The organism is Streptomyces marokkonensis, assembly GCF_008312835.1.
GTDB lineage: Bacteria > Actinomycetota > Actinomycetes > Streptomycetales > Streptomycetaceae > Streptomyces > Streptomyces marokkonensis_A.
The window spans coordinates 73,035-99,629 of record NZ_VSKS01000001.1 but is presented as its reverse complement, the minus strand read 5'-3'; the positions used below and the strand labels follow the sequence as shown (position 1 = coordinate 99,629).

Here is a 26,595-nt window from a genome sequence, read left to right as displayed (position 1 = left end):
CTCTCACACCCGTGCGCACACCGGCTCGCAGACGGCGTGCACACCGAAGATTGACTGACGTACCAGGATACGAGCGACAGGGACGACGGCGAAGTGAACGATTGTTAGCAGCATCTTCGGGGCAGACGTTGAGCAAGGCGCCGGTTTGTGCGACCCCGCTTCCCTCCGTGCGCCTCCTCTCCGCCTTCCCGCCGATCAGAGCCGCTCGGCACCCTGGAAGGAGGCAAGCGCCGCCCACCGCTCGCCGGTTCCCTGTAGTCGACCCGCACCCCGACGACCGGCGGACGGCGGCCTGATCGGGGGTATTTGACATGGCCACACAGAGCAGTGGTGTGCGGAGTCTGGGACTCGCCGCCGCGGCGGGGTTCTCCTTCGCCGCGGGGGTCCTCACGGGGCTGGCCGCCCGGCAGCGACGGCACGAGGACCTGCGTCGGCAGTTGGTCGAGGTACAGCGGGCCGAAAGCCGCCGCGCCGGTCTCGTGGACTACCAACGACTGCAACTGGGGCTTCTGGAACGGGCCATCGACGACCCCGAACTGGCCGCCGTGCTGAGCACCTTCGAGACCGACTCCACGACCCATCTCCGGCAGCACCTCTTCGCCAACGCGCTGTACGCCAACGCCCTGTTCGGCCACCGCATCGGCGTGGCATCCCTCGAGGAGCTCCACGGGCATCTGCGGGTGCTGTGCAGGAGCGCCGCCTTCCGCAGGTACTGGGAGTCCACGCGGCCCCATCGGGCAAGCCTCCGGGACGACTCGGAGGAGGGGCGCATCGGCCGGATGGTGGACACCCTGATTCACGATCTGGACGCGGCCGGCGACACCGACGAATGGTGGGTGGTGGGTGAACTGCCCACCGAATGACGGTACTTGTTCCGCCTGCGGCCGACCGCGCGACGATCTCGTCCGGAGTACCGCATCTCATTGGACGGACAGCAGCCGTGACCACGGACCATTACTCTGTCCCCGCCCAACAGCCACACTGTGAGAATGGGGACCCCCCTTGGAAATCGTGCGTCGCATTGGTGCCTCCCCCAGGGAACGCGGGAGCATGACCGGCGACACCTGTCCCGACATTTTTGAATTGTCCGACGGCAACTTCGCCGTCATCGGTACGGACGCCACGGCGTCACTCGACCCGAAACTGCCGACCGACGCCGCCCGCGCCGAGCACGAGCGGATCGTGGTGATCAGCCGCGAAACCCTGCTGCGCGCGAGGGGAGACATCCCCCGTGCTTGAGACAGCGGCCCTCATGGGCGCCATCGGCACAGCTCTCACCGGCGTAGCGGCGGTGATCGCGGCGGTGATGCACCGGAAGGACTCTCAGTCCCGTTGAGAGTCCGCGCGGAGGAGCCCGGCGCCGGCCTCGCGCCGGGCTCCGTCGGCACCATCGCCGGCCGTCACACTCCGCGGCACGCCGACGTCGACCTGGCGCTCGCCGTCCTCACCGCTTCCTCCGGCATACCGGCCGCCCGGGCGGGACGATCTCAGCGGCGCCCGTACGACCGGCTGGATCACCCACGCTCCTCAGAGGCACGACGAGCGCCGCCGCGCACGCGCCCCGGCGTCGGTGCGCGGGGCCGAAGCCGCCTCGGCAACTCGTTGACCTGCACATGGGTGGGGCGACACGTCACTCCTGAGCAACTCAGGTTAGGCTCACCTCTGTGAGTACGTGCTCAACTCTCTCCCGCGAGCTCGACGAGCCGGTCGCGGGAACCGCGGCCACCGCGAGGACCTGGCTGCTGCTGGAGCAGCCCGGGCCGTGGGGTGCCAAGGCGCTCACCTCGAGTCACCTCGATCCCGCGCTGGGCCGGGCCCTGGAGGCCGCCGCGCGGGGAACCGGGATGCGGATCGCGCTCATACGCCGCGCCGGGCGCCACGCGGACTGCCGGGTGCCTGCCGCCCGCCGGGTGTACGTGGCCCACACCGTTCCGGGAAACGTGTGGCTGCACGCCGCCACCGTCACGGACCCCGAACGCCTGCTCGACCTCGACTTCGCCGCGCTCGGCCGCGGCGAACCCGAGAGCTTCGGGGCGGCGCTCGGCGGCGGGCCCCACCGGGGTGACCCGCTGGCCCTCGTCTGCACCAACGGCAAGCGGGACCGCTGCTGTGCCCTGCTCGGGCGTCCCCTGGCGGCCGAGCTCGCCGCCTCCGGGGCCGAGGGCGTCTGGGAGGTCACCCACCTCGGCGGTCACCGCTTCTCGCCCACGGTGCTCGTCCTGCCGTACGGCTACGCGTACGGCAGGGCCGAGGCGCACGCCGTCAAGGGCGTGCTGCACGGCGCGCGGGAGGGGCGGATCGTCGTCGAGGGGTGCCGTGGCAACTCCGCCTGGGAGCGGCCCGGACAGGCGGCCGAGCTGGCCGTCCGGCGTGCGGCGGGCGAGTACGCCGCGGAGGCGCTGAGCGTCGCACGGACGGACGGCGCGGGGCCCCGCTGGGAGGTGACCGTCGTCCACGCGGACGGGCGGCGCTGGCTGGTGGAGGTCGCCCAGGGCGCGTCCCTGCCGCCCCGTCCGGAGAGCTGCGGGCCGGTCCTGGGCTCGCCCGCGCGGATGGACGTCGTGGACGTCCGCGAGGTGACCGTGGCGGCGCTGGCGAGCTGACGGCAGGGGCACGGCAGGCGCGCCCGGGAGATCCCCGCCACACCCCCGGCGGCAGCCCGCACCCCGCCACGTACCGTCTTGGGTATGAGTCCCACTCCCCCCGCACGCCGCCTGCGCCTCGGCCTGCCGCGGCGGGTGTTCTCGCAGGTCCTGCTGATGCAGCTGGCGATCGCCGCGGGGGTCGCGGTGCTCGCCACCGGGCTGTTCCTCGCACCGCTCGGCGACCAGCTGGACGACCAGGCGATGCGCCGCGCGCTCGCGATCGCGCAGACCACCGCCCAGCAGCAGCGGATCGCGGACGACCTGCGGAGCACGGCGCCGTCGCCGGACGGACCGGTGCAACGGGAGGCGGAACGGATCAGGAAGGCCACCGGCGCCGAGTACGTCGTGGTGCTGGACGAACGGGGCGTGCGCTGGTCGCACACCGACCCGCGGCGGATCGGGGGCCTGGTGTCGACCGACCCCGGCGAGGCGCTGGCCGGGCATGAGGTCATGGAGATCGACGAGGGCACCCTCGGGCGCTCCGCGCGGGGCAAGGTGCCGCTGCGGGACGACGAGGGGCAGATCATCGGGGCGGTCTCGGTCGGCATCGCCTACGACAGCGTCCGGGCGCGGCTGATCCACGCCATCCCGGGCCTGTTCGCCTACGCCGGCGGCGCCCTGGCCGTGGGCGCGCTCGCGGCCTGGCTCATCTCCCGGCGGGTGCAGCGGCAGACCCGCGACCTGGCCTTCTCCGACATCGCGGCCCTGCTCGCGGAGCGCGAGGCCGTGCTGCACGGCATCCGGGAGGGGGTCGTCGCCCTGGACCGCGGCGGGCGCATCCGCCTGCTGAACGACGAGGCGCAGCGCCTGCTGGGGATCGGCGAGGAGGCCGTCGGCCGCTCCCCCGACGAGGCGCTCGGCGCGGGACGCACCTCCGACGTGCTGGCCGGGCGGGTGGCCGGCACCGACCTGCTCACCGTCCGCGGCCGGCGGGTCCTGGTCGCCAACCGCATGCCGACCGACGACGGCGGCGCCGTGGCCACCCTGCGCGACCGCACGGAGCTGGACCGGCTCGGCCGCGAGCTGGACTCCACCCGCGGGCTGATCGACGCGCTGCGCGCCCAGGACCACGAGCACGCCAACCGCATGCACACGCTGCTGGGCCTGCTGGAGCTGGAGATGTACGACGACGCCGTGGAGTTCGTCGGCGAGGTGGTCGGCGATCACCGGGCCACGTCGGAGCAGGTCACCGAGAAGATCCGGGACCCACTGCTCGCGGCGCTGCTGGTGGGCAAGGCGACGGTCGCGGCGGAGCGCGGAGTGGCCCTGTGGATCTCGGACCGGACCCTGCTGCCGGACCGGCTCGTCGACCCCCGGGGACTCGTCACCGTCGTCGGCAACCTGGTGGACAACGCCCTGGACGCCGCCGCGGGGACACCGGACGCGCGCGTGGAGGTCGAACTGCGCGCCGAGGGGCGTACGGCGGTGCTCGTGGTGCGGGACACGGGGCCCGGAGTGCCACCCGGCCGGCGCGAGGTGATCTTCACCGAGGGCTGGTCCACCAAGGAGCCGCCGGCCCACCGCGAACGGGGCATCGGGCTGCCCCTTGTGCGCAGGCTCGCCGAGCGGCAGGGAGGCAGCGCGAGCGTGGGTGAGGCGCGGGGCGGAGGCGCCGAGTTCACCGTGATCCTGCCCGAGGCCCTGACCGAACCGGGCGCGGAACCCGCTCTCACCGGGGCCCGCGCCCCGCGGACCACCGAGGAGGAGTCACGATGATCGAGGTCCTGGTGGTGGACGACGACATACGGGTCGCGCGGGTCAACGCCGCCTACGTCGAGAAGGTGCCCGGCTTCCGTGTCGCCGGCACGGCGCACAGCGCGGCCGAGGCGCTCGCCGGCCTGGCGGCGCTGCCCGGGCTGGACCTCGTCCTCCTGGACCACTACCTGCCCGACGAGACGGGACTCGAGGTCGTCCAGGAGATGCGCCGGCGCGGCCACCAGACCGACGTGATCATGGTGACGGCGGCCCGTGACGTGTCCACCGTGCAGGCGGCGATGCGCCAGGGCGCGCTGCAGTACCTGGTCAAGCCGTTCGCCTTCGCCGGGCTGCGGGCCAAACTGGAGGCGTACGCGGAACTGCGCCGCACCCTCGACGGCGGCGGCGAGGCGGAGCAGGCGGAGGTGGACCGCATCTTCGGCGCGTTGTCGGCGCCGGCCGAGCCCCAGCTGCCCAAGGGGCACTCCCCCACCACCGCGGAACTGGTCCGGCAGTCCCTGATGAACGCCGACGGCCCGCTGTCGGCACAGGAGATCGCCGAACGCACCGGAGTGAGCCGCCAGACCGCCCAGCGTTATCTGAAGCTCCTGGAGCGCACGGGACGGGCCACGCTGACCCTCAAGTACGGCGACGCGGGCCGCCCGGAACACCGTTACGTGTGGGCGACCCGCGCCTGAGGACACGGCCCGTGGGGGCGGGGGAAGGAACCGTGCCCTCCCTTCCCTACGGACACCGGCGCCGTACGTCTCCGCCGGTCTCCTGGGCCAGTCCTAGGCCGCCCCCGCGCCGGTCAGTGAACGCACCTCGGTCTCCGCGTGCCGGGCCTCGTCGGGGACCTCGGCCGACGTGACCGTGCCGAGCCAGCCCGCGAGGAAGCCCAGCGGGATGGAGACCAGCCCCGGGTTCTGCAGCGGGAAGATCTGGAAGCCGGCGCCGGGGAAGAGCGAGTCGGGGCCGCCCGACACCACGGGGGACAGCAGGACCAGTACCACGGCCGGGACCAGCCCCCCGTAGACGGACCACACCGCTCCGCGCGTGGTGAAGCGGCGCCAGAACAGTGAGTAGAGCAGCACGGGCAGGTTCGCGGACGCGGCCACGGCGAAGGCGAGGCCCACGAGGAACGCGACGTTGAGGTCACGGGCCAGCAGGCCGAGGGCGATCGCGAGCAGGCCGATGCCGACCGAGGCGACCCGGGCCACGGCCACCTCGCTGCGCGGTGTGCCGCGCCGGCGTCGCAGGGAGGCGTACAGGTCGTGCGCCACGGACGCCGAGGAGGCCAGCGTGATCCCGGCGACCACGGCGAGGATCGTGGCGAAGGCGACCGCGGCGACGATCGCGAAGAGGACCGTCCCGCCCGTGGTGCCGGCGCCGCCGCCCAGGTCGAGCGCGAGCAGGGGCACCGCCGTGTTCCCCGACGCGTGGGAGGCGCGCACGGCGTCCGGTCCGATGATGGCGGCGGCCCCGAAGCCGAGCACGATCGTCATCAGGTAGAAGCCGCCGATGAGTCCGATCGACCAGACGACCGAGCGCCGCGCCGCCCGCGCGGTGGGGACGGTGTAGAAGCGGCTCAGGATGTGCGGCAGCCCGGCCGTACCGAGGACCAGGGCGAGCCCCAGGCTGATGACGTCCAACCGCGCGGTCCAGTCCCCGCCGTAGGACAGCCCGGGCGCCAGGAACGCGTCCCCGTGCCCGCTGCGCTCGGCCGCCGTGTGCAGCAGCCGGTTGATGTCGCCGTGGAACCGCAGCAGGACCAGGACGGTCAGCGCGACGGTACCGCCGAGCAGCAGGACCGCCTTGACGATCTGGATCCACGTGGTGGCCCGCATCCCGCCCAGCGACACGTAGATCACCATGAGGACGCCGACGCCGACGACGGTCCACGCCTGCGCGGCCTCGCCGGTGCCGCCGAGCAGCAGCGCGACCAGGCTGCCCGCGCCCACCATCTGCGCCACCAGGTACAGAACGGACACGGTGACCGAGGAGGTTCCCGCCGCGATGCGCACCGGCCGTTCCCGCATGCGCGCCGCGACCACGTCGGCGAGCGTGAACCGCCCGCAGTTGCGCACCAGTTCCGCGACCAGGAACAGGACCACCAGCCAGGCCACCAGGAAGCCCACCGAGTAGAGCATCCCGTCGTAGCCGACGAGCACGATGAGTCCGGAGATGCCGAGGAAGGAGGCGGCCGACATGTAGTCGCCCGCGATGGCGAAACCGTTCTCCATCGGCGAGAAGAGCCGGCCGCCCGCGTAGAACTCCTCGGCGGAACCCTGCCGGTGGCGGCTCACCCAGGTGGTGATGCCCAGCGTCACGGCGACGAACACGCTGAACAGCACGAGCGCCGTGGTCTGATGATCGGCCGTCACGAGGCGCCGCCTCTGCCCCGCGCCAGCTCCTGGGTGTCCCAGCGCAGCTGGAGCGCCGCCCGGTCCCTGCGCAACCGCGCGTGACGCACGTAGGCCCAGGTCAGCAGGAAGGTGGTGAGGAACTGACCGAGTCCGGCGAGCATGCCCAGGTTCACGGCGCCCGCGACGGGCCGTGCCATCAGCCCCGGCGCGGTCGTCGCGGTCACGAGGTACGCCACGTACCAGGCGAAGAAGATCACGACCCCCGGGACCACGAACCGCCGGTACCGGCTGCGCACCTCCTGGAAGGCCGCGCTGCGCTGCACCTCGAGGTACACGTCGGCGGCCGGCACGGTGTCCTGTTCGCGTCGCGCCGACGGCACTCCCGCCGCTCGGGGCGACTCGCCCCAGCCCGAGGCCAGGGCGTCGTACCAGGGATCGTCGTAGCTCACGTCCCCCGCATTGCTTGGCTGCATGCCCAAGGATGGACAGAACGGGAAGATCCCCGACTCTTCTTCCCGTTCCTCTTCACCCCATCAGGTGACGGACCGTGCGCGGCCCCCGGGCGACGGCTACGCGTCGATGCGGGACCGGTCCAGCGTCGCCGCGGAGCTGGAGATGAACTCCTTGCGCGGGGCGACGTCGTTGCCCATGAGGAGGTCGAAGACCTGTTCGGCGGCCTCCAGGTCGGTGAGGTTGATCCGGCGCAGGGTGCGGTGGCGCGGGTCCATGGTGGTCTCGGCCAGCTGGTCGGCGTCCATCTCGCCGAGGCCCTTGTAGCGCTGGATGGAGTCCTTGTACCGGACGCCCTTGCTCTGGAACTCCATGAGCTTGTCGCGCAGTTCCCGGTCCGAGTACGTGTAGACGTACTTGTCCTGGCCCTTCCTGGGCTGGATCAGCTCGATGCGGTGCAGCGGCGGCACCGCGGCGAACACCCGGCCGGCCTCGACCATGGGCCGCATGTAGCGGTGGAACAGGGTCAGCAGCAGCGTGCGGATGTGGGAGCCGTCGACGTCGGCGTCGGTCATCATGATGATCTTGCCGTAGCGGGCGGTGTCGATGTCGAAGGTCCGCCCCGACCCGGCCCCTATGACCTGGATGATCGCGCCGCACTCGGCGTTCTTCAGCATGTCCGTCACGGATGACTTCTGGACGTTGAGGATCTTTCCGCGGATCGGCAGCAGGGCCTGGAACTCGGAGTTCCGGGCGAGCTTCGCCGTGCCGAGCGCGGAGTCTCCCTCGACGATGAACAGCTCGCTGCGGTCGACGTCGTCGCTGCGGCAGTCGGCGAGCTTGGCGGGCAGCGAGGAGGACTCCAGCGCCGTCTTGCGGCGCTGCGCGTCCTTGTGCTGACGAGCCGCGATACGCGTCCGGGCCGCGGCGACGGCCTTCTCCATGACGACGCGGGCCTGCTGGGCGGCGTCGCGCTTGTTGGAGGTCAGGAACGCCTTGAGCTCCTTGGAGATCACGCCGTTCACGATGCGGCGGGCCGCCGAGGTGCCGAGGACCTCCTTGGTCTGACCCTCGAACTGCGGCTCGGCCAGACGGACCGTGACCACCGCGGTGAGGCCCTCGAGGGCGTCGTCCTTGACGATGTCGTCCTCGGCCACGCGGAGCATCTTCTTCGCGCGCAGCACCTCGTTCATCGTCTTGGCGACGGCCTGCTCGAAGCCGGCGACATGGGTGCCGCCCTTGGGCGTGGCGATGATGTTGACGAACGACCTGAGCGTGGTGTCGTACCCGGTTCCCCAGCGCATCGCGACGTCGACGCCGAGCTCGCGGGTGACCTCGGTGGGCGTCATCTGGCCGTGCTCGTCGAGGACGGGGACGGTCTCCTTGAAGGTGCCCTGCCCGGTGAAGCGGAGGGTGTCGCAGACGGGCCTGTCGGTGGCCAGGAACTCGCAGAACTCACTGATGCCGCCGTCGAAGCGGAAGGACTCCTCGCCCTTGCTTCCGCCCTCGCCGAGCCCGTACTCGTCACGGACGACGATGGTCAGGCCGGGCACGAGGAACGCGGTCTGCCGGGCGCGCTGGTGCAGCGTCTCCAGGGCGAGCTTGGCGTCCTTGAGGAAGATCTGGCGGTCGGCCCAGTAGCGCACACGTGTGCCGCTGCGGCTCTTGGGGATCTTCTTGGTCTTGCGCAGTCCGCTGCCGGCCTCGAACTTCGCCTCAGGGCCGAGGGCGGCGAAGGCGCCGGGGACACCGCGCCGGAAACTGATCGCGTGGGTGTGCCCGCCGCGGTCGACCTCGACGTCGAGCCGTGCGGAGAGGGCGTTGACGACGGAGGCGCCGACGCCGTGCAGACCGCCGGAGGCGGCGTACGAGCCGCCGCCGAACTTCCCGCCGGCGTGCAGCTTGGTCATGACGACCTCGACCCCGGAGAGGCCGGTCTTGGGCTCGACGTCGACGGGGATGCCCCGGCCGTTGTCCCGGACCTCCACCGAGCCGTCGTCGTGGAGGACCACCTCGATGTGGTCGCAGTAGTCCCCGAGGGCCTCGTCGACGGAGTTGTCGATGATTTCCCAGAGGCAGTGCATCAGTCCACGGCTGTCGGTGGATCCGATGTACATGCCGGGGCGCTTCCGCACGGCCTCGAGCCCCTCGAGGACGAGCAGGTGCCGCGCGGTGTAGTTGGACCCGTCCCGGTCTGCTCCTGCCAGCAGCGCTGTGGACGGCACGGACGTCTCGGCGGTCACGCGGTTCGCTCCTCGCTGAATTTCAGATGGGGCCCTCTTGGGTAAGGGCGCGGCTTCAGTCACCGGTGAGAGGGTACCGAGGCCTGGTAGAGCCGTTGTAACGCCACCCTCGTCCGTGCCCACCCTAGTCGAGAGTCGTATGCGTGTTCGATCCCTCGATGGAGTGAAGCACACATCACGTTCCCTTCCAGGCATGAACCATTTAGGCTCCGGGCACGTCCTCATGAACAACCGGCAACCCAGCCGGGAGGGCCGACCACCGATACGAACGCGAATCCGTACGACACACCAGACACGCACTACGGCACATTCGCCGCCAACCGGCAACAGCCACCCACTTCGGAAGATTTTTCCGAAGAGAAGCCACGAGCGGGAACGTTTTGGGGCTGGTTGGATGTTGACCCTGGTACGACAGCTCGTCGAGCTAGAGAAGAGGCGACGTGACTACTGTTCTGACCCCCGCGAGCCCGCTGACGGCCGCCGATCGCTGCGACCGCTGCGGCGCCCAGGCATACCTGCGCGTCGTCCTGCTGAGCGGCGGAGAACTGCTCTTCTGCGCCCACCACGGTCGCAAGTTCGAGCCGGAACTCAAGAAGATCGCCGCTGAGATACAGGACGAGTCGGAGCGGCTCACCGCTCCCGCGCCCGCCCCCGAAGAAGAGCGCTGACACCTCGCGTCCGACGACGAGCAGCCCGGCACAGGTCGGCGAACGGGCGACCGTCTCCTCCGCGGAGGAGACGGTCGCCCGTCTTCTCGTACCCACCCACACCTGAAACCCGTCCAGGGCCCCACAGACGCCCTGCCGGTACCGCTCAGGCCTGGGACCACCCGAGCGTCCGCAGGACGTCGGAGATCCGCGTGTAGACCCCTGGGCTGCCCGCCCAGCCGCAGCCGGCCCCCCAGGACACGAGGCCTATCAACCGTCCCTGGGCCACCAGCGGCCCGCCGCTGTCCCCCTGGCAGGCGTCGCGGCCCCCTGCCACCTCCCCCGCGCACAGCATCGTCCCGGCGCGGTACGTGCCCTCGGAACCGCCCGGATACGCGCGCTCGCAGAGCGCGTCCGGCTGCACCCGCACACGGGCGGCGTGCAGGCTGCCGGCGTAGGCGCCGGACCCCGTGGTGTCCCCCCACCCGTAGACCGTGGCCGCGGTACCCGCCCGGTAGGCGGGGTCTCCCGCCGCGGCCATGCCTATGACCGCGCCCGGGGGCAGCGGCTCGGCCAGACTGAGCACGGCGAAGTCGCCGGAGTTGGTGGCACCGTCGTAGCCCGGGTTCACCCAGGTCTCGCGTACGGCGATCTCCTCACCCCGGTCCGAGAGCAGCTCCGTGCGCCCCGCTATCACCCTCAGGTCGCGCACCCGCTCCGGCGAGGCCCCCAGCACCTCCTTGTCCATGCAGTGGGCCGCGGTGAGCACGGTGGTCCGGCCGACCGCCACACCCCCGCAGAACTGTCCCGCTCGCGTACCTCCGAACCGGTCACGGCTGGACAGCGCCACTGTCCACGGACTCTGCGAAACATCGACGGGGAAGCCACCGACGACGACGCTGTCGGCGGCCGCCGGGACGGTCGTGGCCAACGGTATGACGGTACCCGCGGCCGCGAGGGCCAGCGGCCGGGCCAGGGCCCGGGCAAGACGACGTCGCATGCACGCTCCTCACGCTGGGGTGCTCCTGAGGCACCCAGAGTGATCGACCTCGCCCGGGCCCGCACCCGCGCGGCAGCGCGAAGGCCCGGTTCCCGAGGGCGGGAACCGGGCCTTCGCGGACGCGGCGCACGACTGCGCGTCGTGACCGGGCGACCTAGTCGAGGTAGTCGCGCAGCACCTGGGAGCGCGACGGGTGGCGCAGCTTCGACATGGTCTTGGACTCGATCTGGCGGATACGCTCGCGCGTCACGCCGTACACCTTGCCGATCTCGTCGAGGGTCTTCGGCTGACCGTCGGTGAGGCCGAAGCGCATGGAGACGACGCCCGCCTCGCGCTCGGACAGGGTGTCCAGGACGGAGTGCAGCTGCTCCTGCAGGAGCGTGAAGCTGACGGCGTCCGCAGGCACGACGGCCTCGGAGTCCTCGATGAGGTCACCGAACTCGCTGTCGCCGTCCTCGCCCAGCGGGGTGTGCAGCGAGATGGGCTCACGGCCGTACTTCTGGACCTCGATGACCTTCTCCGGGGTCATGTCGAGCTCCTTGGCCAGCTCCTCCGGGGTGGGCTCGCGGCCCAGGTCCTGGAGCATCTGGCGCTGCACGCGCGCGAGCTTGTTGATGACCTCGACCATGTGCACCGGGATACGGATGGTGCGGGCCTGGTCGGCCATCGCGCGGGTGATGGCCTGGCGGATCCACCACGTGGCATACGTGGAGAACTTGTAGCCCTTGGTGTAGTCGAACTTCTCCACCGCGCGGATCAGACCGAGGTTGCCCTCCTGGATGAGGTCCAGGAAGAGCATGCCGCGGCCGGTGTAGCGCTTGGCCAGGGAGACCACCAGACGGAGGTTGGCCTCCAGCAGGTGGTTCTTGGCGCGGCGCCCGTCCTCGGCGATGATCTCCAGCTCGCGCTTGAGCTTCGGCGCCAGCTTGTCGGCGTTCGCCAGCTTGTCCTCGGCGAACAGGCCCGCCTCGATGCGCTTGGCGAGCTCGACCTCCTGCTCGGCGTTGAGCAGGGGGACCTTGCCGATCTGCTTGAGGTAGTCCTTGACCGGGTCGGCGGTGGCGCCGGCGGCGGCGACCTGCTGGGCCGGCGCGTCGTCCTCGTCCTCGTCGGAGAGCACGAATCCGGCGCTCTCCGCGCCCTCCGGCTCGTCCGCCTTGGTCTCCTCGAGGACCTCCTCGTCGACCAGCTCGGCGTCGTCCTTCTTGCCCGCGGTCTTCTTGGCGGCCGTCTTCTTGGCCGTGGCCTTCTTCGCGGTCGCCTTCTTGGCGGTGGTCTTCTTGGCAGCCGCCTTCCTGGCGGGTGCCTCCTCCTCGACGGCGGGGTCGGTGGCGGGCTCCGTCGGCGTGGCGGAAGCGGTTGCCTTCCGGGCGGTCGCCGTCTTGGCCGCGACCGCCTTGGTGGCGGTGCGCTTGGCGGGACTCTTCGCTGCGACGCTCTTTCGGGTGCGCTTGGGCTCTGCGGCACTGACCATCAGCGTCACACCCTCTTCCTCGAGGATCTGGTTGAGGCTGCGCAGTACGTTCTTCCACTGAGTGGCCGGAATCTGGTCAGCTTCGAAGGCCCGACGCACGTCATCGCCGGCGATCTGCCCCTCAGCCTTTCCCCGCTCAATGAGCGCCATGACAGAGACGGACTCGGCGATCTCCGGCGGGAGCGTACGGGATGTGCTGGCCGACACGAACAACCTCTCGGAACGTTGGAAAACGGCTTCCGGCCCCGTCCACAGTGGACAGGAGCCGACCGCCGGCTTGGGGATGGGCCGACGGTGCGGGCGGGGGCCGGGGAAGATGCACAGCGCCATGCTCGGCGTCCGTATTCCCTCCGCGGCTGTCACCTCTTAGGTCATCGCGTTGTTCCCGGGAGCGTTACGCCCAATTCGCGTGGCCCGAGTCACACCCCGTAAGCGAACAGAAGCAGTCATACAGGTAAAAAAGCGTTCACCCAGGGGCGAGGAGGTCGTCTCCCCGGGACTCTTCTACCCTTTTTGCCGCGTCGGACCCCGCGGGATCTTCGACGATCCCACAGGGTCCGACGGGGGGACGGATCACTGGTGGGGCGCTGCCACAGGAGGGGGATGGCATGCCGCACCGCGCCGTCCGCGGAACGCGATCAGTGCTCGCGCGGCGCGGGCACCACGCGTTCCACCTCGGGATGGACCGTGAGGAGTTGCCGCATGGCCGCCTCGGCCGCCGCGCCGTCGCCGCCGCCGAGGGCGTCGACGATCCGGGCGTGGTGGGTCAGCGAGCTCTCGTTCGGCCGCTCACAGCCCGTGACCGGGCCGCCCGAGACCTGCAGCGCGGCGGACACGATCCCGGAGAGGTGCTCCAGCATCCGGTTGCCCGCGACCTGGATGAGCAGGGAGTGGAACTCGGCGTCCGCCCGCGCGAACGTCAGCGCGTCACCCTGCCCCAGGGCGTGGCCCATGATCTCCACCATGTCGGACAGGCGCTGCTGGACGTCCTCCCGCCCGTGGCCGGCCGCCAGGCGGGCGGCGAGCGGCTCGATCGTCCAGCGCAGCTCGCTGAGCTCGCGCCGCTGGTTGTCCCGCTGCGGCCCGAAGGCCCGCCACTCGATGATGTCCGGATCGAGGAGGTTCCAGTCGCTGACGGGGCGCACGCGCGTGCCCACGTTCGGCCGGGCGCTGACCAGGCCCTTGGCCTCCAGGACGCGGAGCGACTCGCGGACGACGGTGCGGGAGACCTCGAAGCGCTGGCCGATCTCCTCCGGGACCAGCGGCCGGTCGGCGCCCAGGTCCCCGGAGACGATCATCTGTCCCAACTGCTGGACGAGCTGGCCGTGCAGTCCGCGTCCACGGCTGCTCGTGGCCCGCCGGCTCACGCGGCCCAGCTCCGGATCCGCCCCGTCCCAGACAGGGGCGCCGACGCGGTCGGCGGCGGGCGTCTCCGCATAGGGGTAGCGGTCGAGTTCGCCCGGGTTCGCGAGGCCGGAGTCTGCGGAGCGGGCGGCGGTCATCATGGTGTGCGCAAGGGTACTCACGCATCCTTTGTCGGCGCCGTTTCCAACTCCCTTGAGGTCTTTGGTGAAAAGCACACGAAAGGGTGATCGCTCACCCCGTCGCAATTGACGCCTTATCGGAAAGAAGTGTGCATAAAACGGGGAGTTGTGGGCACGAACGGGCCGATGTGTTCACGGTCGGTCATCATCGGACCCTGCTCCGCAGACCCGTGAGCAGGTACGCGCAGAGCAGCGCCCCCAGCGACAACGCCAGAGCCCCGCCCACGGGTTGGGCGACCAGGCGCAGCACCACGTCCAGGTGGCGCTCGCCGCCGAAGGGCCACCGAAGCGGCAGTCGCCCCGCGAACGGCGCCGGGGCGCGCACGGACGGCCCTTCCATCACCTTCTGCACGAGCGGTACGACGAGGAGGGGCACGGCGACGACCGCGGCCAGCCCCGCGGTGGTGGACCGGAAGACGCCCGCGGCGAGGACGCCGGCGCAGGCGCATCCCGTCACCAGTCCGAGCCAGGCCGCACTCAGCGGGAGCCAGTCGGCGGGAACCTGGACGACCTCCCGGCCGTAGACGAGGTAGAGCAGTTCGGCGTCGCATCCGACGGTCAGGACGGCCAGCACCAGCGCGGTGGCCGAGGCGACGAGGAGTTTGGCGGTGAGCAGCCCCAACCGCCGGGGCACGGTGCCGCGGTCCGCCGCCAGCGCGGGGTGGCGGAACTCGTCGCCGAAGGCCAGCGCCCCGAGCAGTCCCGCTCCCAGCGCCGCGGGCGGCAGCGGCAACTCCTCGGGCCAGGCGGCCAGCAGGCGCGGCTGCGGGGTGTGCCCCACGCGTGCCAGCAGTACGGCGGTGAGCGCGGACACGACGAGCACACCGGCCCCGACGAGGAACCCCGTCGCGACGCCCGTGGCGCGCCGGATCTCGTAGCGGACGGGGCGGAGGGGCCTGGGCGCGGGGCGGACGGAGATGGGCGGTGGCAGGTCGGCCCCGGCGGTGAGGGCGCGGTCGGCGCGGGGCGTCCGGCCGGCCAGGCGCGGGCGGCGCACGGGGTCCGGCGGGACGTCCTCGGCGTCGGCCGCCTCCGGCGTGTTCCCGTCACGGTGCACGGGCGTGAGGGACTCCTCACCGGCCGGGACAACGGGGTGGCGGGGAGGGGCGGCGGCCGGCCGTGGGGTGTCCGACGGGGGTTCCGGTGCGCCCGCGGCCTCTTCGGCCGCCCCGGCGCCGGGCCCCATGTCCCCTACTTCGTCCGCCAGTCGGTGGACGACGATGCCGTTGCGGAACGCGGTCTCGCCGATGTCCGCGCAGGTACTGCCGTAGACACAGAGGCGGTTGCCGCCCTCCCGCACGACTTCCACGGACCGCTGTGCGGAGCGGGCCTCCTGCGCGAGCAGCACGGAGAGGCGGGCGGCGTGCGGGCTGCGGACGGCCACACGGGGGCGCAGCCGGGTGCGGGAGAAGTCCGCGGCGTCCTGGTCGGCGACGAGCCTTCCGCGCTCCAGCGTGACGACGTGGTCCGCGATCCGCGCCGCCTCCTTCGCGTCCGCCGTGGCCCACAGGACCGTGCCGCCCTGGGCCGCGTGTGCCCGGAGCATGCCGTGCAGCCAGTTCTTTTCCCCGGCGGAGAGCCCGCGGGCGGGGTCGTCGAGCACGAGTGTGTGCGGGTCCGGCAGCAGCGCGCAGGCCAGGCCCAGCCGACGGTCCATGCCGCGCGACAGGACGCCGAGGCGTTCGTCGCGCAGGCTCACGAGCCCGACCGCTTCGAGGACTTCGTCCGCACGTCGGCCCGGCACGCCGGAGGCGGCGCACAGCATGCGCAGATGCCCGCGGACGGAGCGGGCGGGGTGGCCCGGTACGTCCCCCAGCAACACGCCGACCTCGCGGGCGGGATGAGGGATGCGGTGCAGGGGCCGGCCTCTGAAGTAGGTGACGCCGCGGCCGCGTTGGAGTTCGAGCATCAGCCCGAGCGCCGTCGTCTTGCCGGCGCCCGGTGCGCCGAGCAACGCGGTGACGCGGCCCGCGTGCGCCTCGAAGGAGACGTCGTCGACGGCGGGCGGGAGCTCTTTGCGGGGGTTGCTGGTCAGTCCGATGGCCTGGATCACGCGATGCAACATAGCGTGCCATAACGGGTTTTTCGGTCACCGCACGGCTCACTGCCGCGAGGGACGGTCGCCCTTGAGGGTCCGCCGGCCGGTCCGGCGTCCGCGCCTCAGACCTCGGGGCGCAGCATCGGGGGGTTGAGCAGGGTGGCTCCGCCGGCCCGGAAGAGCTGGGCGGGGCGGCCGCCCTGCCGGGTGGTCGTGCCTCCGGTGGGGACCAGGAAGCCCGGTGTGCCCGTCACCTTGCGGTGGAAGTTGCGCGGGTCGAGTGCCACGCCCCAGACCGCCTCGTAGACCCGGCGCAGCTCACCGACGGTGAACTCGGGCGGACAGAAGGCCGTCGCCAGCGACGAGTACTCGATCTTGGAGCGGGCGCGCTCCACCCCGTCGGAGAGGATCTGGGCGTGATCGAAGGCGAGCGGTGCCACCGGCTCGCCGTCCCTGCCGTAACCGCCCTGCTGGAGCAGCTCCTCGACGGGCGCCCAGCGCGCGTTGCTGGCGTCGCCGCCCGCCCGGGGAGCCGGCAGGTCGGGGGCCAGAGCGAGGTGGGCGACGCTGACGACACGCATGCGGGGGTCCCGCTTGGGATCACCATAGGTGGCGAGCTGTTCCAGGTGGGCGCCGTTGTCCTGGGCGGGGACGGCCGGGTCGTGCACCCGCAGCCCCGTTTCCTCGGCCAGTTCCCGGGCCGCGGCCTGTGCCAGGTCCTCGTCTGCCCGGACGAAGCCGCCGGGGAGCGCCCAGCGCCCCTGGAACGGCGGCTCGCCCCTGCGTACCGCCAACGCACACAGGGAATGGCGGCGCACGGTCAGCACGACCAGGTCCACGGTGACGGCGAAGGGCGGAAAGGCTGACGGGTCGTAGGGCATGCCGCGATCATAGTCGTCTGCCTGACGATAAACACCTCCTTCGCCGGTCGCATCGATGACTGATCCACTTCGGCCCGGCGCTTCCGCCGTCGGGCCGTCCCCTGACCGGGCGGGGCACGGCGCCCCACGTCACACCCCCGGCTGCGGCCCCTCTGCCGCCTCCTCGACCATGGCGGGACCGAGCCGGCCCATCCGTCCGGAGAAGGGCGCGCCCGCGGCGCGCGGCGCTCCCCTCGGCCGGCTGCTCCCCCGCCCGCATCGCGGGCAGCCGGTGACCGAACCTCAGCCGCCCCCGGATGGCCTCACAGGCGCGATGCCCGCCTCTCTGTCGTGGCCCACGGAGTCCAGACAGGGGCCGCCCAGGAGCCCGGGGCCGGGTAGGTGGCCTGGTAGGTCACGCCCGCAGTCCCGTGGCCCGCTCCCTGTGCGTCCTGCCTCTCTTCCGGAGACGGCCGCCCCGCTCACTCGACCCGGCTGCCGCCCTGACGACCGGTCCGCGCGCCCGGGCCTTCGCCCTCGGCGCGAGGGTCCAGGAGACCTGCCGGCACGTGGTCACCTCCCCGCGGCGCACCGCGCCGACCCTCGAGGCCCGGACCCGCCGTGCCGGGGAGCGCGGCGCCGGGACGCGTTCCACGCCTGGCCCCGGTACCGCCGCCGGGGCGTGTGCTCCTCGCCGACGCCCGCGGATACGGCAGCCGCCCTCCCGGCCGGCTCCCCTCCGCGCGCACCCCACGAGGCGAACCGCTGCCGGTCCCGGCCGTGCGGGTGCGCCGGCGGCTGGGCAAGGGGGGCGCCGCCGGCCGGGGCAGCGCCGGTCCGGCGGACGGAGGTTCGTCGTCGCCCCCCTTCTGCGGTTCCGCGCCCATGGCCGGCTCGCCGGGCTCCGCCTTCCCGCGGCCCTCGCGTTCGGCCCGCAGGCAGCGGCGGACCGACTCCGGGTCGAGGCCCTGGTTGCACGCCTGATGCAGCAGACGGGCGAAGAGGTAGTCGGGGTCGGCGGCCAGGGCCAGGGCAAGGGCTTCCCGGGCCTCCAGCTCGTCACCGGTGGACCAGGCGACCCACCCGGCGAGGGTGAGGGGCGCCGCGGCGTGTTCGCCGTACGGTCCGACACAGCGGCGTGCCAGGGCCCGCCACAGGCGGAGGGCCGGGCCCGCGTCGTCGCCCTCCATCCACTCGGCGGCGCGGTCGCGGGTCGTGCGGTCCTGCAGACCGAGGATGAGTGTGGCCGCCTCGTCGTGCCCGAGCAGGTCGTCGTCCCGCAGATCCGCCGGGAGCACGCCGGACGCGGGCGGGGCGCCGGCGAGGCGGCCCATGACCCGCTCCGCCAGCCCCAGTGTCTCCCCGGCGACCTCATGGCAGCCGGCCGCGTCGAGCATCCTGGGGACCAGCGTCATGCCGGCGGCGTCCAGGGCGCGCTCCTGTTCGCGGGCGGCGGAGCTCTCCCGCGGAAGGAGCCGGGCCCGCAGTTCGCGCAGGGTGCCGCGGATCTGGAGCCCGGCATAGGTGGCGGCGGCGGCCAGCACCGAGGTGCCGGGCAGGCCCAGCGGTGTCCCCTCGGCCGGACAGCAGCCCTGGTCGTCACAGCAGTACGACCAGAAGCGGCCGTCCGAGACGCACAGGGCCTCCACGACCGGGATGTCCAGGGCGCCGCACTCCAGGCGCAGGGCGTGGGCGAGCGGGCCCAGCCGCTCCCTGACCTGCCGGCCGGACTCGCCTGCGCCCGGCTCGCGGCAGAGGAAGACGACCATCTGCTCGGGCCGGGCGCCCCTGCGCTCGCTGCCCGTCACCAGGCCGTGGGCCAGTTGCCGGGCGGCGGAGGGCCAGTCGTCCGCGTTGGCGGGGATGCCGAGACGGGCACGGCCGCCGAACCGGGCGCGTCCGTCCTTCTCGTGCAGGGCGACCAGCACGATGCTGTCCTCGGGACGGTAGCCGAGGAGGTAGGGCAGGGCGTCGGCGAGCTCGGCCGGGGAGCGCAGGGTGACCTGCTGTTCGTCGCCGTGGCTGTCGTACGCGGTGCGGGCGATGTCTTCCGGGCCCGGGGGCCGGTCACGCCGCGGCAGGCCGGCGCACTCGTGCCCGCCGTCTCCCGCGATGCCATGGTTTTCGGGGGACCCAGTGGTCTCGCTGTGGTTCGTCATGCCGAGACGATCTCGCAGATTGTGACATTCCGGTTCTTCCTGTGGATAAGTCGGATCAGGGGCATGTCACTCGGCGGGAGGAACCGGACGTCCCACCTGCTGTCCCCCTCGCAGCCGACCGGATGTCGGTGCCGTCCTGTTGTATGGGATCCATGGAGCACACGAGCAACACGGATCTCCGGGCGGCCGCGGACGCGGTCCTCGCCCGTCTCGTCGGGGACGCCTCGGGCGAGGCCCGGCTGCGCGAGGACCAGTGGCGGGCGATCGAGGCACTGGTCGCCGACAAGCGCCGGGCGCTGGTCGTCCAGCGCACGGGGTGGGGCAAGTCCGCCGTCTACTTCGTGGCCACGTCGCTGCTGCGGGCACAGGGCAGCGGCCCCACCGTGATCGTGTCCCCGCTCCTGGCGCTCATGCGCAACCAGGTGGAGGCAGCGGCCCGAGCCGGAATCCACGCCCGGACCATCAACTCCTCCAACAGCGAGGAGTGGGACTCCATCCAAGGGGAGATCGCCGCAGGGGACGTGGACGTGCTGCTGGTGAGTCCGGAGCGGCTGAACAACCCGGACTTCCGTGACCAGGTGCTGCCCAGGCTCTCCGCCGCGACCGGACTCCTCGTGGTCGACGAGGCGCACTGCATCTCCGACTGGGGGCACGACTTCCGCCCGGACTACCGCCGGCTGCGCACCATGCTCGTCGACCTCCCGGACGGCGTACCCGTTCTCGCCACCACCGCCACCGCCAACGCCCGCGTCACCGCCGACGTCGCGGAACAGCTGGGCACGGGAGGTTCGTCGGATGCGCTGGTGCTGCGGGGCCCGCTGGACCGGGAGAGTCTCAGCCTGAGCGTGCTGCGCCTGCCCGATGCCGCGCACCGGATGGCCTGGCTCGCCGATCATCTGGACGAGCTGCCGGGCTCGGGGATCGTCTACACGCTGACCGTGGCCGCCGCCGAGGAGGTCACGGCTTTCCTGAGGCAGCGCGGGCACACCGTCACCTCCTACACCGGCAGGACGGAGAACGCCGAGCGGCAGCAGGCCGAGGAGGACCTGCTCGCCAACAAGGTGAAGGCCCTGGTCGCCACCTCCGCTCTCGGTATGGGGTTCGACAAGCCCGACCTGGGCTTCGTGGTGCATCTCGGCTCCCCGTCCTCCCCCATCTCCTACTACCAGCAGGTCGGGCGCGCCGGACGCGGTGTCCGGCATGCCGAGGTGTTGCTCCTGCCGGGCAAGGAGGACGAGGCGATCTGGGAGTACTTCGCGTCGCTCGCCTTCCCCTCCGAGGATCTGGTGCGCCGCACGCTCGACGTCCTCGCGCGCGCGGAGCGGCCCCTGTCGCTGCCGGCCCTCGAGCCGCTGGTGGAGCTGCGCCGCTCCCGGCTGGAGACCATGCTCAAGGTGCTCGACGTGGACGGGGCGGTGAAGCGGGTCAAGGGCGGCTGGATCGCGACCGGGCAGCCGTGGACGTACGACGCCGAGCGGTATGCGTGGGTGGCGCGGCAGCGCAAGACCGAACAGCAGGCGATGCGCGAGTACGCGGCGAGCACGGAGTGCCGGATGGAGTTCCTGCAGCGCCAGTTGGACGACGAGGGCGCCAAGCCCTGCGGGCGCTGCGACAACTGCGCGGGCGCCCGGTACACCGCCGAGGCCTCCGCCACCGCGCTTGAGGCGGCCCGCGTGGATCTCGGCCGGGCGGGTGTGGAGGTGGAGCCCCGGCGGATGTGGCCCACCGGGCTCCCCGCGATCGGCATGGACCTCAAGGGCCGTATCCCGGCGGGCGAACAGGCGGCGCAGGGCAGGGCGCTGGGGCGTCTGTCGGACATCGGCTGGGGCAACCGGCTGCGTCCGATGTTCGCGCCGCAGGCGCCCGACGGGCCGGTGCCGGACGATGTCGCCAAGGCCGTGGTGGGCGTGCTGGCCGACTGGGCGAAGGGCCCCGGCGGGTGGGCTCCGGGGGCGGCGGAAGCCCAGGCCAGGCCGGTGGGCGTGGTGACCCTCGCCTCCCGCAGCAGGCCCCGGCTGATCCACTCACTGGGAGCGCGGATCGCCGAGGTCGGCCGGCTGCCGCTGCTCGGGTCGGTGGCATACACGGGTGAGGCGCACCCCGCCTCCCGGAGCAACAGCGCCCAGCGCCTCAAGGCGCTCGACGGGGCGCTCACCGTTCCCGCCGACCTCGCCGCCGCGCTCGCACAGGCCCAGGGCCCGGTTCTGCTCGTGGACGACTACACCGAGACGGGCTGGACACTCGCGGTCGCAACGCGTCTGCTGCGGCGGGCCGGTGCACAGGGTGTGCTGCCGCTGGTGCTCGCCGTACAGGGCTGACGGTTCGGCGCACCCGATGGGTGGGGATATTAACCGTGGATCACCCGATACCGGTCCGCTGCCCCAATTGCTCGTTGCCGCATCCAAGTTCGACAGGAAGAATTGAAGTCCGCACCCGCACGGCTCGCCCGCCGATCAGGTAGGGCTCTGTTGCGTGCGCGCTCCCCCGAATCCGACCCCGCCCGCAGTCTGGGCGTAGCCGAAGGGAGGACCGTGACCTTCGGATTCGCTCCGTCCTCGGCGGCATCGCTGTCGACGTCCGCCGCTTCCGCCACCCGTGTGCTCGAGCCCGCGGAGTGGGCCGCCGCGGGAATCCCGCTGCTGCGCAGTCCGCGCGAGGTCGTCAGCGGACTGCACGCCCGGCACCACCCCGGTCCGGCGACCGCGGTCGTCGCCGTGCTCGATCCCGACGAACGGGTCTGCGCCAGCGCCTCGTTCACCCGCCGCGCCGCCTCGGCGGACGGCTGGATGTTCCGCAACGTGCTGCTGGCCCAGTTGCGCCGGGTCATCCCGCACGACCTGCGGCGCCGCACTCCGGTGCGCACCGCCGTGCTGCTCTACTGCCGTGACGGCGACGCCCGTTGGACGGAGGAGGACGGCGCCTGGATGTGGGGGCTGCGGGACGCCTGCACCCTGCACGGGCTGCGTTGCGGGGCGTACATCACGCTGACCCGTGACGGCTGGCAGGTCCTCGGCGAGGGGCGTGGTGGCCGCCACCCCAGCGCCGGCTCGGCACCGGAGCCGTTCGCCATGTCCGAGGCACCGCCGCGGATACCGCGCACCGGCGGTGCCGCGTCGGAGGTACTGCGCCGCGCGGCGGCACGCTGAACTCGCGGGGCGGAGGCCCGGACCGCACGGGTCCGCCGGCCGGATCGCGGGACGGCGCGGGTGCGTGCCCACGGCGCCCGTCCCGGCCGGGACGGAGGCTGCGGGCATCGGCACTTCCCGCGACCCGGGCATGCCGGGGCGCGGGCCGTGCGGATGCCGCAAGCACGGCGTCCGCGTCACCCCCGGGGTCCGGCCGGACCCCGAACCGCCGGCTCAGACAGCCGCGCCCAGCACCGAGTTGATGCGCTGCGGCTCGCCGCAAACGATCAGCAGGGCGCGGGCCCGGGCGTGCGCCGCCGACAGGGCGGAGACGGCCGCCGACTCGGGACCGCCGTTGACGGCGACCACGACCACGGGCCGCGCCCCGGCACGGTCCGCGACCTGGGCGTCCGTGTAGAAGACGTCGTCCCCGGCGTCGTGCTGGGCCCAGTAGGAGGCCTCACCGAAGGACAGTTCGTGGGTGGCCCACGGGTGCGGCTCGCCGGTGGTGACCACCAGCACGTCGCCGGGGGCGCGGCCCGAGTCCAGCAGCAGGTCCACGGCCTCCTCGGCGGCGTCGAGCGCCCCCTGGGCCGAGGCCGGGATCAGCTGGATCTGCGGGGTGGCCGCAGCGGGGGCGGGCCGGTCCGCGGGAGCGGGTTCGGCCGCGGGAGCCGCGTCGCGCGGCGCACGCTGCACCGGCGGCGCGGGCCGCGGCGGGCCGGGACGACCGGGACGTGACGGAACCGCGGGGCGGGGACCGGGTACGGGACGGGGGGTCGGCGCGGTGCGGCCGCTGGCCGGCGTGGCGCGGGGACCCTGGGCACTCTCGTGAATCTGAGGCTCCTCGGGAAGGAGAGGCATGAGCTGATTTTTATCAAACGTCGGTACGACACGCGCCGTCGGGTGGCACATTCGTGCGAGCGGTTCGTCAGAAATCGAAGCCGAGCTGACCCTCGATCTCCGGAACGCGCCCGTCCGTCCAGGTGCGGACCTTCTTGAGGTGCCGCCACTGGGGCAGCGCATCAAGATACGCCCACGACAACCGGTGGTGCGGAGTGGGTCCCCGGACCTCCAGTGCGGCCTTGTGCACGGGCGACGGATACCCGGCGTTGTCCGCAAAACCGAAGTCTGCATGGTCGATGGCCAGTTCGGCCATCATTTTGTCGCGCTGCACCTTGGCGATCACCGAGGCCGCCGCGACCGCCACGCACGACTGGTCGCCCTTGATGACGGTACGGACCTGCCAGGGCGAGCCGAGGTAGTTGTGCTTTCCGTCGAGGATCACCGCGTCGGGCCGGACCGGGAGCGCGTCCAGCGCGCGCACCGCCGCCAGGCGCAGCGCGGCGGTCATCCCCAGGTCGTCGATCTCCTCGGGGGACGCGTGCCCGAGGGCGTACGAGGTCACCCAGGTCCGCAGCGTCTCGGCGAGTTGGGTGCGCCGCTTGACGGTGAGGAGCTTGGAGTCGGTGAGGCCCTGCGGGGGCCTGCGCAGTCCGGTGATCGCCGCGCAGACGGTGACGGGGCCGGCCCACGCGCCGCGCCCCACCTCGTCGACACCTGCAACGATCTTCGCTCCGGTCGTGGCGCGGAGGGAGCGCTCGACGGTGTGAGTAGGCGGTTCGTACGGCATGGCGCCCTTAGCGTACGCCGCCCCGCGCGGCCCGCGACACCCCGGTTCCCCGAGCGGCGACGGCGTCTGCGCGGTACCCGGTCAGGAGCCGCTGCGCCGCAGCAGCGGGACCATCAACTGGTCGATCATCTGCTCCACGTCGACGTCCGCCCATTCGCTGCCGCACATCTTCGAGCGGTACATCATCATGGCCGGGACGGCGTCGAAGACATAGCCGTTCGCCGCGTCGGGACGCACCTCTCCCCGCTCGATTCCACGCTCGATCACCTCTCGGAGCATCGCGAGGGTGGGTTCCACGACACCGTCGAAGATGACGGCATGGAAGCGCTCGGCCTGCACGGTGTCGCATTCGTGAATGACCGAGCGCAGCGCGGACCCCGACCGGGAGAACATCGCGTCGCGCGCCCGCAGGCACAGGTCCAGCAAGTCGTCGCGCACGCTTCCGCGGTCCGGTACCGCGTCGAAGTCCGGCAACCCGGCCCGCAGGGCGTCCGCGACGAGGTCCTCCTTGGACGGCCAGCGCCGGTAGACGGCGGCCTTTCCGGTCTGGGCGCCCGCGGCGACGCCCTCCATGGTCAGGCCGTTCCAGCCGACCGTGCTGAGCTGCTCCAGGGCGGCGTCGAGGATCGCGCGTTCCAGTACGGCGCCGCGGCGACGGGAAGCGGCCGTCTGAGCGTGGGCGACCGCCCTGCTCGAAGTAACCATCGGACTCTCTCCAACGAGCAGACGAAGCGGGCATTTCGGGGATGAAGCACGACCGCGCGGCGGCTGAGGGGGACGCACCGGACGGCGACATTAAGTGAACGCTTGCGTTCACTGTCGAGGACTCCTACGGTTGACGCAACAGTGAACGCGAGCGTTCACTGACGCTCTCGTGTGGGGGACCCATAGTGACCACCTCTCCGTTGATTCAGGATCACAAGCCAGGAGCGGCCCGCCGGGACGGGCACCCCGGCATCGCGCTCACCGTCATCGCGGCCTGCCAGCTCATGGTGGTACTCGACGCGACGATTGTGAACATCGCCCTGCCGCACATCCAGAACGCTCTCCAGTTCAGCACCACCGACCTCACCTGGGTGGTCAGCGCCTACACCCTGACCTTCGGCGGCCTGCTGCTGCTCGGCGGCCGCGCGGGCGACATCCTCGGCCGCCGCCGTGTCTTCATGACCGGCATCCTGCTGTTCACCCTCGCCTCGCTGCTCGGCGGGTTCGCCCAGGAACCGTGGCAGTTGCTGGCCGCGCGCGTCCTGCAGGGTGTGGGCGGTGCGATCGCCTCGCCCACCTCGCTCGCGCTCATCACCACCACGTTCCCGGAAGGGCCCGAGCGCAACCGTGCCTTCGGTGTCTTCGCCGCGGTCTCCGCGGGCGGCGGCGCCATCGGCCTGCTCGCGGGAGGCATGCTCACCGAGTGGCTCGACTGGCGGTGGGTGCTCTTCGTCAACGTGCCGATCGGCGTACTGATCGCCGTCCTCACGCCGATGTACATCAACGAGTCCGAGCGGCACACCGGCCGTTTCGACATCGCGGGCGCGGTGACCTCGACGGCCGGTATGGCCTCCCTCGTCTACGGCTTCATCCGCGCGGCGGAGGCAGGCTGGCGGGACAGTCTGACCATCGGCTCCTTCACGGCCGCCGTCGTGCTGCTGGCGGCCTTCGCGCTGATCGAGTCCCGGGCCAGGGAACCGATCACCCCACTGCGGATGTTCGCCGACCGCAACCGCTCGGGCACGTATGTGATCATGCTCAGCCTCGCCGCGGCGATGTTCGGCATGTTCTTCTACATCGTCCTCTTCGTGCAGAACGTGCTCGGCTACAGCCCGATCGAGGCCGGCCTCGCCTTCCTGCCGGTGACGGTCGTGATCGCGCTCGGGGCCGGCCTGTCCCAGCGGTTCCTCCCGGTCTTCGGACCCAAGCGGTTCATGCTCATCGGTTCGGCGCTCGCCGCGACCGGACTGGCCTGGCAGACGCTGATCAGCTCCGACAGCTCCTACGTCAGCGGCATCCTCGGCCCGATGCTGATCTTCGGTTTCGGCATGGGCCTGAACTTCGTGACGCTGACCCTCACCGCGGTCTCCGGGGTGGCCCGGCACGAGGCAGGCGCGGCCTCCGGACTCCTCAACGCGACCCAGCAGGTGGGTGGGTCGGTGGGCCTGGCCCTGCTGACGACCGTCTTCGGCACGGCCAGCAGGGACGAGGCGGAGAAGCAGGTCCCGGGCTTCCTCGCCGAGGGAACGGCGGAACAGAAGGCGGAGTTCGCCCAGACCCAGCAACTGCCCGCGCCCTGGGGACACGAGGTGCTCACCGAGGGAATCTCCACGGCCTTCGTCCCGGCCGCCGCGATGGCCGTGCTCGCCGTGGCCACCGCGTGGTTCGTCATACGGGTCCGCAAGAGCGACCTGGAGGCGCTGTCCGGCTCGGCCGGACCCGGCATGGGCTGAGCGGGGAACACCTCCGGAGCGGCCCGGCGGTTCTCCGGCCGACGTCACGGGAGTCGGCCGGAGAGCGCCGGGCAGGCCCGCGAGCCGCACCACGACGGCCCTCAGCGTGAGCAGCACGGCGAGCCATGCGTTCGTGATCACCGCACCCGCCCCTCTCTCCGATCCGTCGCCGCCCGGCAGACACCCCTGCGCGTGTCAGGCCTCATACCTCACACGGTGGATGCCTGGACAACGAACGGGTGGTCACGGAGAGTTCCCGGGATGCACGGAGAGTTCCG

The 26,595-nt window shown here is 72.1% G+C and carries 21 protein-coding genes; 9 read left to right on the top strand and 12 right to left on the bottom strand.

Going from position 1 to position 26,595, the window contains the following annotated elements; all coding sequences use genetic code 11:
* The first annotated feature begins 311 nt into the window (after positions 1-311).
* The 5 genes from F1615_RS00415 to F1615_RS00395 all read left to right on the top strand — a co-directional run bounded on the left by F1615_RS00415 (position 312) and on the right by F1615_RS00395 (position 5,038).
* Positions 312-863 (top strand): DUF6082 family protein, encoded by a 552-nt coding sequence (locus F1615_RS00415; RefSeq protein ID WP_149546805.1) that lies wholly within the window; start codon positions 312-314, stop codon positions 861-863.
* Between the two features lie 139 nt (positions 864-1,002).
* Positions 1,003-1,239, top strand: a complete 237-nt coding sequence (locus tag F1615_RS00410; protein ID WP_149546804.1) for a hypothetical protein — start codon at positions 1,003-1,005, stop codon at positions 1,237-1,239.
* Between the two features lie 425 nt (positions 1,240-1,664).
* Positions 1,665-2,603 (top strand): sucrase ferredoxin, encoded by a 939-nt coding sequence (locus tag F1615_RS00405; RefSeq protein WP_149546803.1) that lies wholly within the window; start codon positions 1,665-1,667, stop codon positions 2,601-2,603.
* Positions 2,604-2,687: 84 nt separating this feature from the next.
* Positions 2,688-4,361 carry an ATP-binding protein gene (locus F1615_RS00400; protein ID WP_149546802.1) on the top strand — a complete coding sequence of 558 codons (1,674 nt, stop codon included), beginning with the start codon at positions 2,688-2,690 and terminating at the stop codon, positions 4,359-4,361.
* Positions 4,358-5,038 (top strand): response regulator, encoded by a 681-nt coding sequence (locus F1615_RS00395; protein ID WP_149546801.1) that lies wholly within the window; start codon positions 4,358-4,360, stop codon positions 5,036-5,038. The genes F1615_RS00400 and F1615_RS00395 overlap by 4 nt, the downstream gene beginning before the upstream one ends.
* 93 nt (positions 5,039-5,131) lie before the next feature.
* Here F1615_RS00395 and F1615_RS00390 read toward each other — a convergent pair whose 3' ends face one another.
* From F1615_RS00390 to F1615_RS00380, 3 genes are all read right to left on the bottom strand, one after another.
* Entirely contained in the window at positions 5,132-6,724 is a 1,593-nt protein-coding gene (locus F1615_RS00390; protein ID WP_149546800.1) for a solute symporter family protein, read from the bottom strand.
* Positions 6,721-7,179, bottom strand: coding sequence for a DUF485 domain-containing protein (locus F1615_RS00385; protein ID WP_149546799.1), 459 nt, complete (start codon positions 7,177-7,179; stop codon positions 6,721-6,723). Before F1615_RS00385 ends, F1615_RS00390 begins: the two co-directional genes overlap by 4 nt.
* A gap of 96 nt (positions 7,180-7,275) precedes the next feature.
* Complete coding sequence (locus F1615_RS00380) at positions 7,276-9,399, bottom strand: DNA gyrase/topoisomerase IV subunit B (protein WP_149546798.1); 2,124 nt, start codon at positions 9,397-9,399, stop codon at positions 7,276-7,278.
* Between the two features lie 440 nt (positions 9,400-9,839).
* Here F1615_RS00380 and F1615_RS00375 point away from each other — a divergent pair, with 440 nt between their 5' ends.
* Positions 9,840-10,067, top strand: a complete 228-nt coding sequence (locus F1615_RS00375) for a DUF7455 domain-containing protein (RefSeq protein ID WP_149546797.1) — start codon at positions 9,840-9,842, stop codon at positions 10,065-10,067.
* A gap of 145 nt (positions 10,068-10,212) precedes the next feature.
* Here the strand turns inward: F1615_RS00375 and F1615_RS00370 are convergent, their stop codons facing one another.
* The 6 genes from F1615_RS00370 to F1615_RS00345 all read right to left on the bottom strand — a co-directional run bounded on the left by F1615_RS00370 (position 10,213) and on the right by F1615_RS00345 (position 19,121).
* On the bottom strand, positions 10,213-11,046 hold the full coding sequence (locus F1615_RS00370) for a S1 family peptidase (RefSeq protein ID WP_149546796.1): 834 nt from the start codon (positions 11,044-11,046) through the stop codon (positions 10,213-10,215).
* A 154-nt stretch (positions 11,047-11,200) separates the two neighbouring features.
* Positions 11,201-12,727 (bottom strand): RNA polymerase sigma factor, encoded by a 1,527-nt coding sequence (locus tag F1615_RS00365; RefSeq protein ID WP_149546795.1) that lies wholly within the window; start codon positions 12,725-12,727, stop codon positions 11,201-11,203.
* Between the two features lie 431 nt (positions 12,728-13,158).
* Complete coding sequence (locus F1615_RS00360; protein WP_149546794.1) at positions 13,159-14,046, bottom strand: FadR/GntR family transcriptional regulator; 888 nt, start codon at positions 14,044-14,046, stop codon at positions 13,159-13,161.
* Positions 14,047-14,209: 163 nt separating this feature from the next.
* Positions 14,210-16,117, bottom strand: a complete 1,908-nt coding sequence (locus F1615_RS00355) for an ATP-binding cassette domain-containing protein (protein WP_149546793.1) — start codon at positions 16,115-16,117, stop codon at positions 14,210-14,212.
* A 107-nt stretch (positions 16,118-16,224) separates the two neighbouring features.
* A complete protein-coding gene (locus F1615_RS00350; RefSeq protein ID WP_149546792.1) occupies positions 16,225-16,983 on the bottom strand; it encodes an NUDIX hydrolase in 759 nt (252 codons plus the stop codon).
* Between the two features lie 461 nt (positions 16,984-17,444).
* Positions 17,445-19,121, bottom strand: coding sequence for a DUF4192 domain-containing protein (locus F1615_RS00345; protein WP_149546791.1), 1,677 nt, complete (start codon positions 19,119-19,121; stop codon positions 17,445-17,447).
* Positions 19,122-19,273: 152 nt separating this feature from the next.
* Here F1615_RS00345 and F1615_RS00340 point away from each other — a divergent pair, with 152 nt between their 5' ends.
* Together F1615_RS00340 and F1615_RS00335 are read left to right on the top strand one after the other, a co-directional pair.
* Positions 19,274-21,439 (top strand): RecQ family ATP-dependent DNA helicase, encoded by a 2,166-nt coding sequence (locus F1615_RS00340; RefSeq protein ID WP_149546790.1) that lies wholly within the window; start codon positions 19,274-19,276, stop codon positions 21,437-21,439.
* A gap of 213 nt (positions 21,440-21,652) precedes the next feature.
* Positions 21,653-22,267, top strand: a complete 615-nt coding sequence (locus F1615_RS00335) for a hypothetical protein (protein WP_149546789.1) — start codon at positions 21,653-21,655, stop codon at positions 22,265-22,267.
* Between the two features lie 213 nt (positions 22,268-22,480).
* Here the strand turns inward: F1615_RS00335 and F1615_RS00330 are convergent, their stop codons facing one another.
* From F1615_RS00330 to F1615_RS00320, 3 genes are all read right to left on the bottom strand, one after another.
* Complete coding sequence (locus F1615_RS00330; protein WP_149546788.1) at positions 22,481-23,110, bottom strand: hypothetical protein; 630 nt, start codon at positions 23,108-23,110, stop codon at positions 22,481-22,483.
* A gap of 67 nt (positions 23,111-23,177) precedes the next feature.
* On the bottom strand, positions 23,178-23,879 hold the full coding sequence (locus F1615_RS00325; RefSeq protein ID WP_149546787.1) for a ribonuclease HII: 702 nt from the start codon (positions 23,877-23,879) through the stop codon (positions 23,178-23,180).
* Positions 23,880-23,960: 81 nt separating this feature from the next.
* The gene (locus F1615_RS00320) at positions 23,961-24,584 is read right to left on the bottom strand and encodes a TetR/AcrR family transcriptional regulator (protein WP_149546786.1); all 624 of its coding nucleotides are present in this window, start codon (positions 24,582-24,584) and stop codon (positions 23,961-23,963) included.
* 185 nt (positions 24,585-24,769) lie between these two features.
* Here F1615_RS00320 and F1615_RS00315 point away from each other — a divergent pair, with 185 nt between their 5' ends.
* Entirely contained in the window at positions 24,770-26,317 is a 1,548-nt protein-coding gene (locus tag F1615_RS00315) for an MFS transporter (RefSeq protein WP_149546785.1), read from the top strand.
* Positions 26,318-26,595 lie beyond the last annotated feature (278 nt).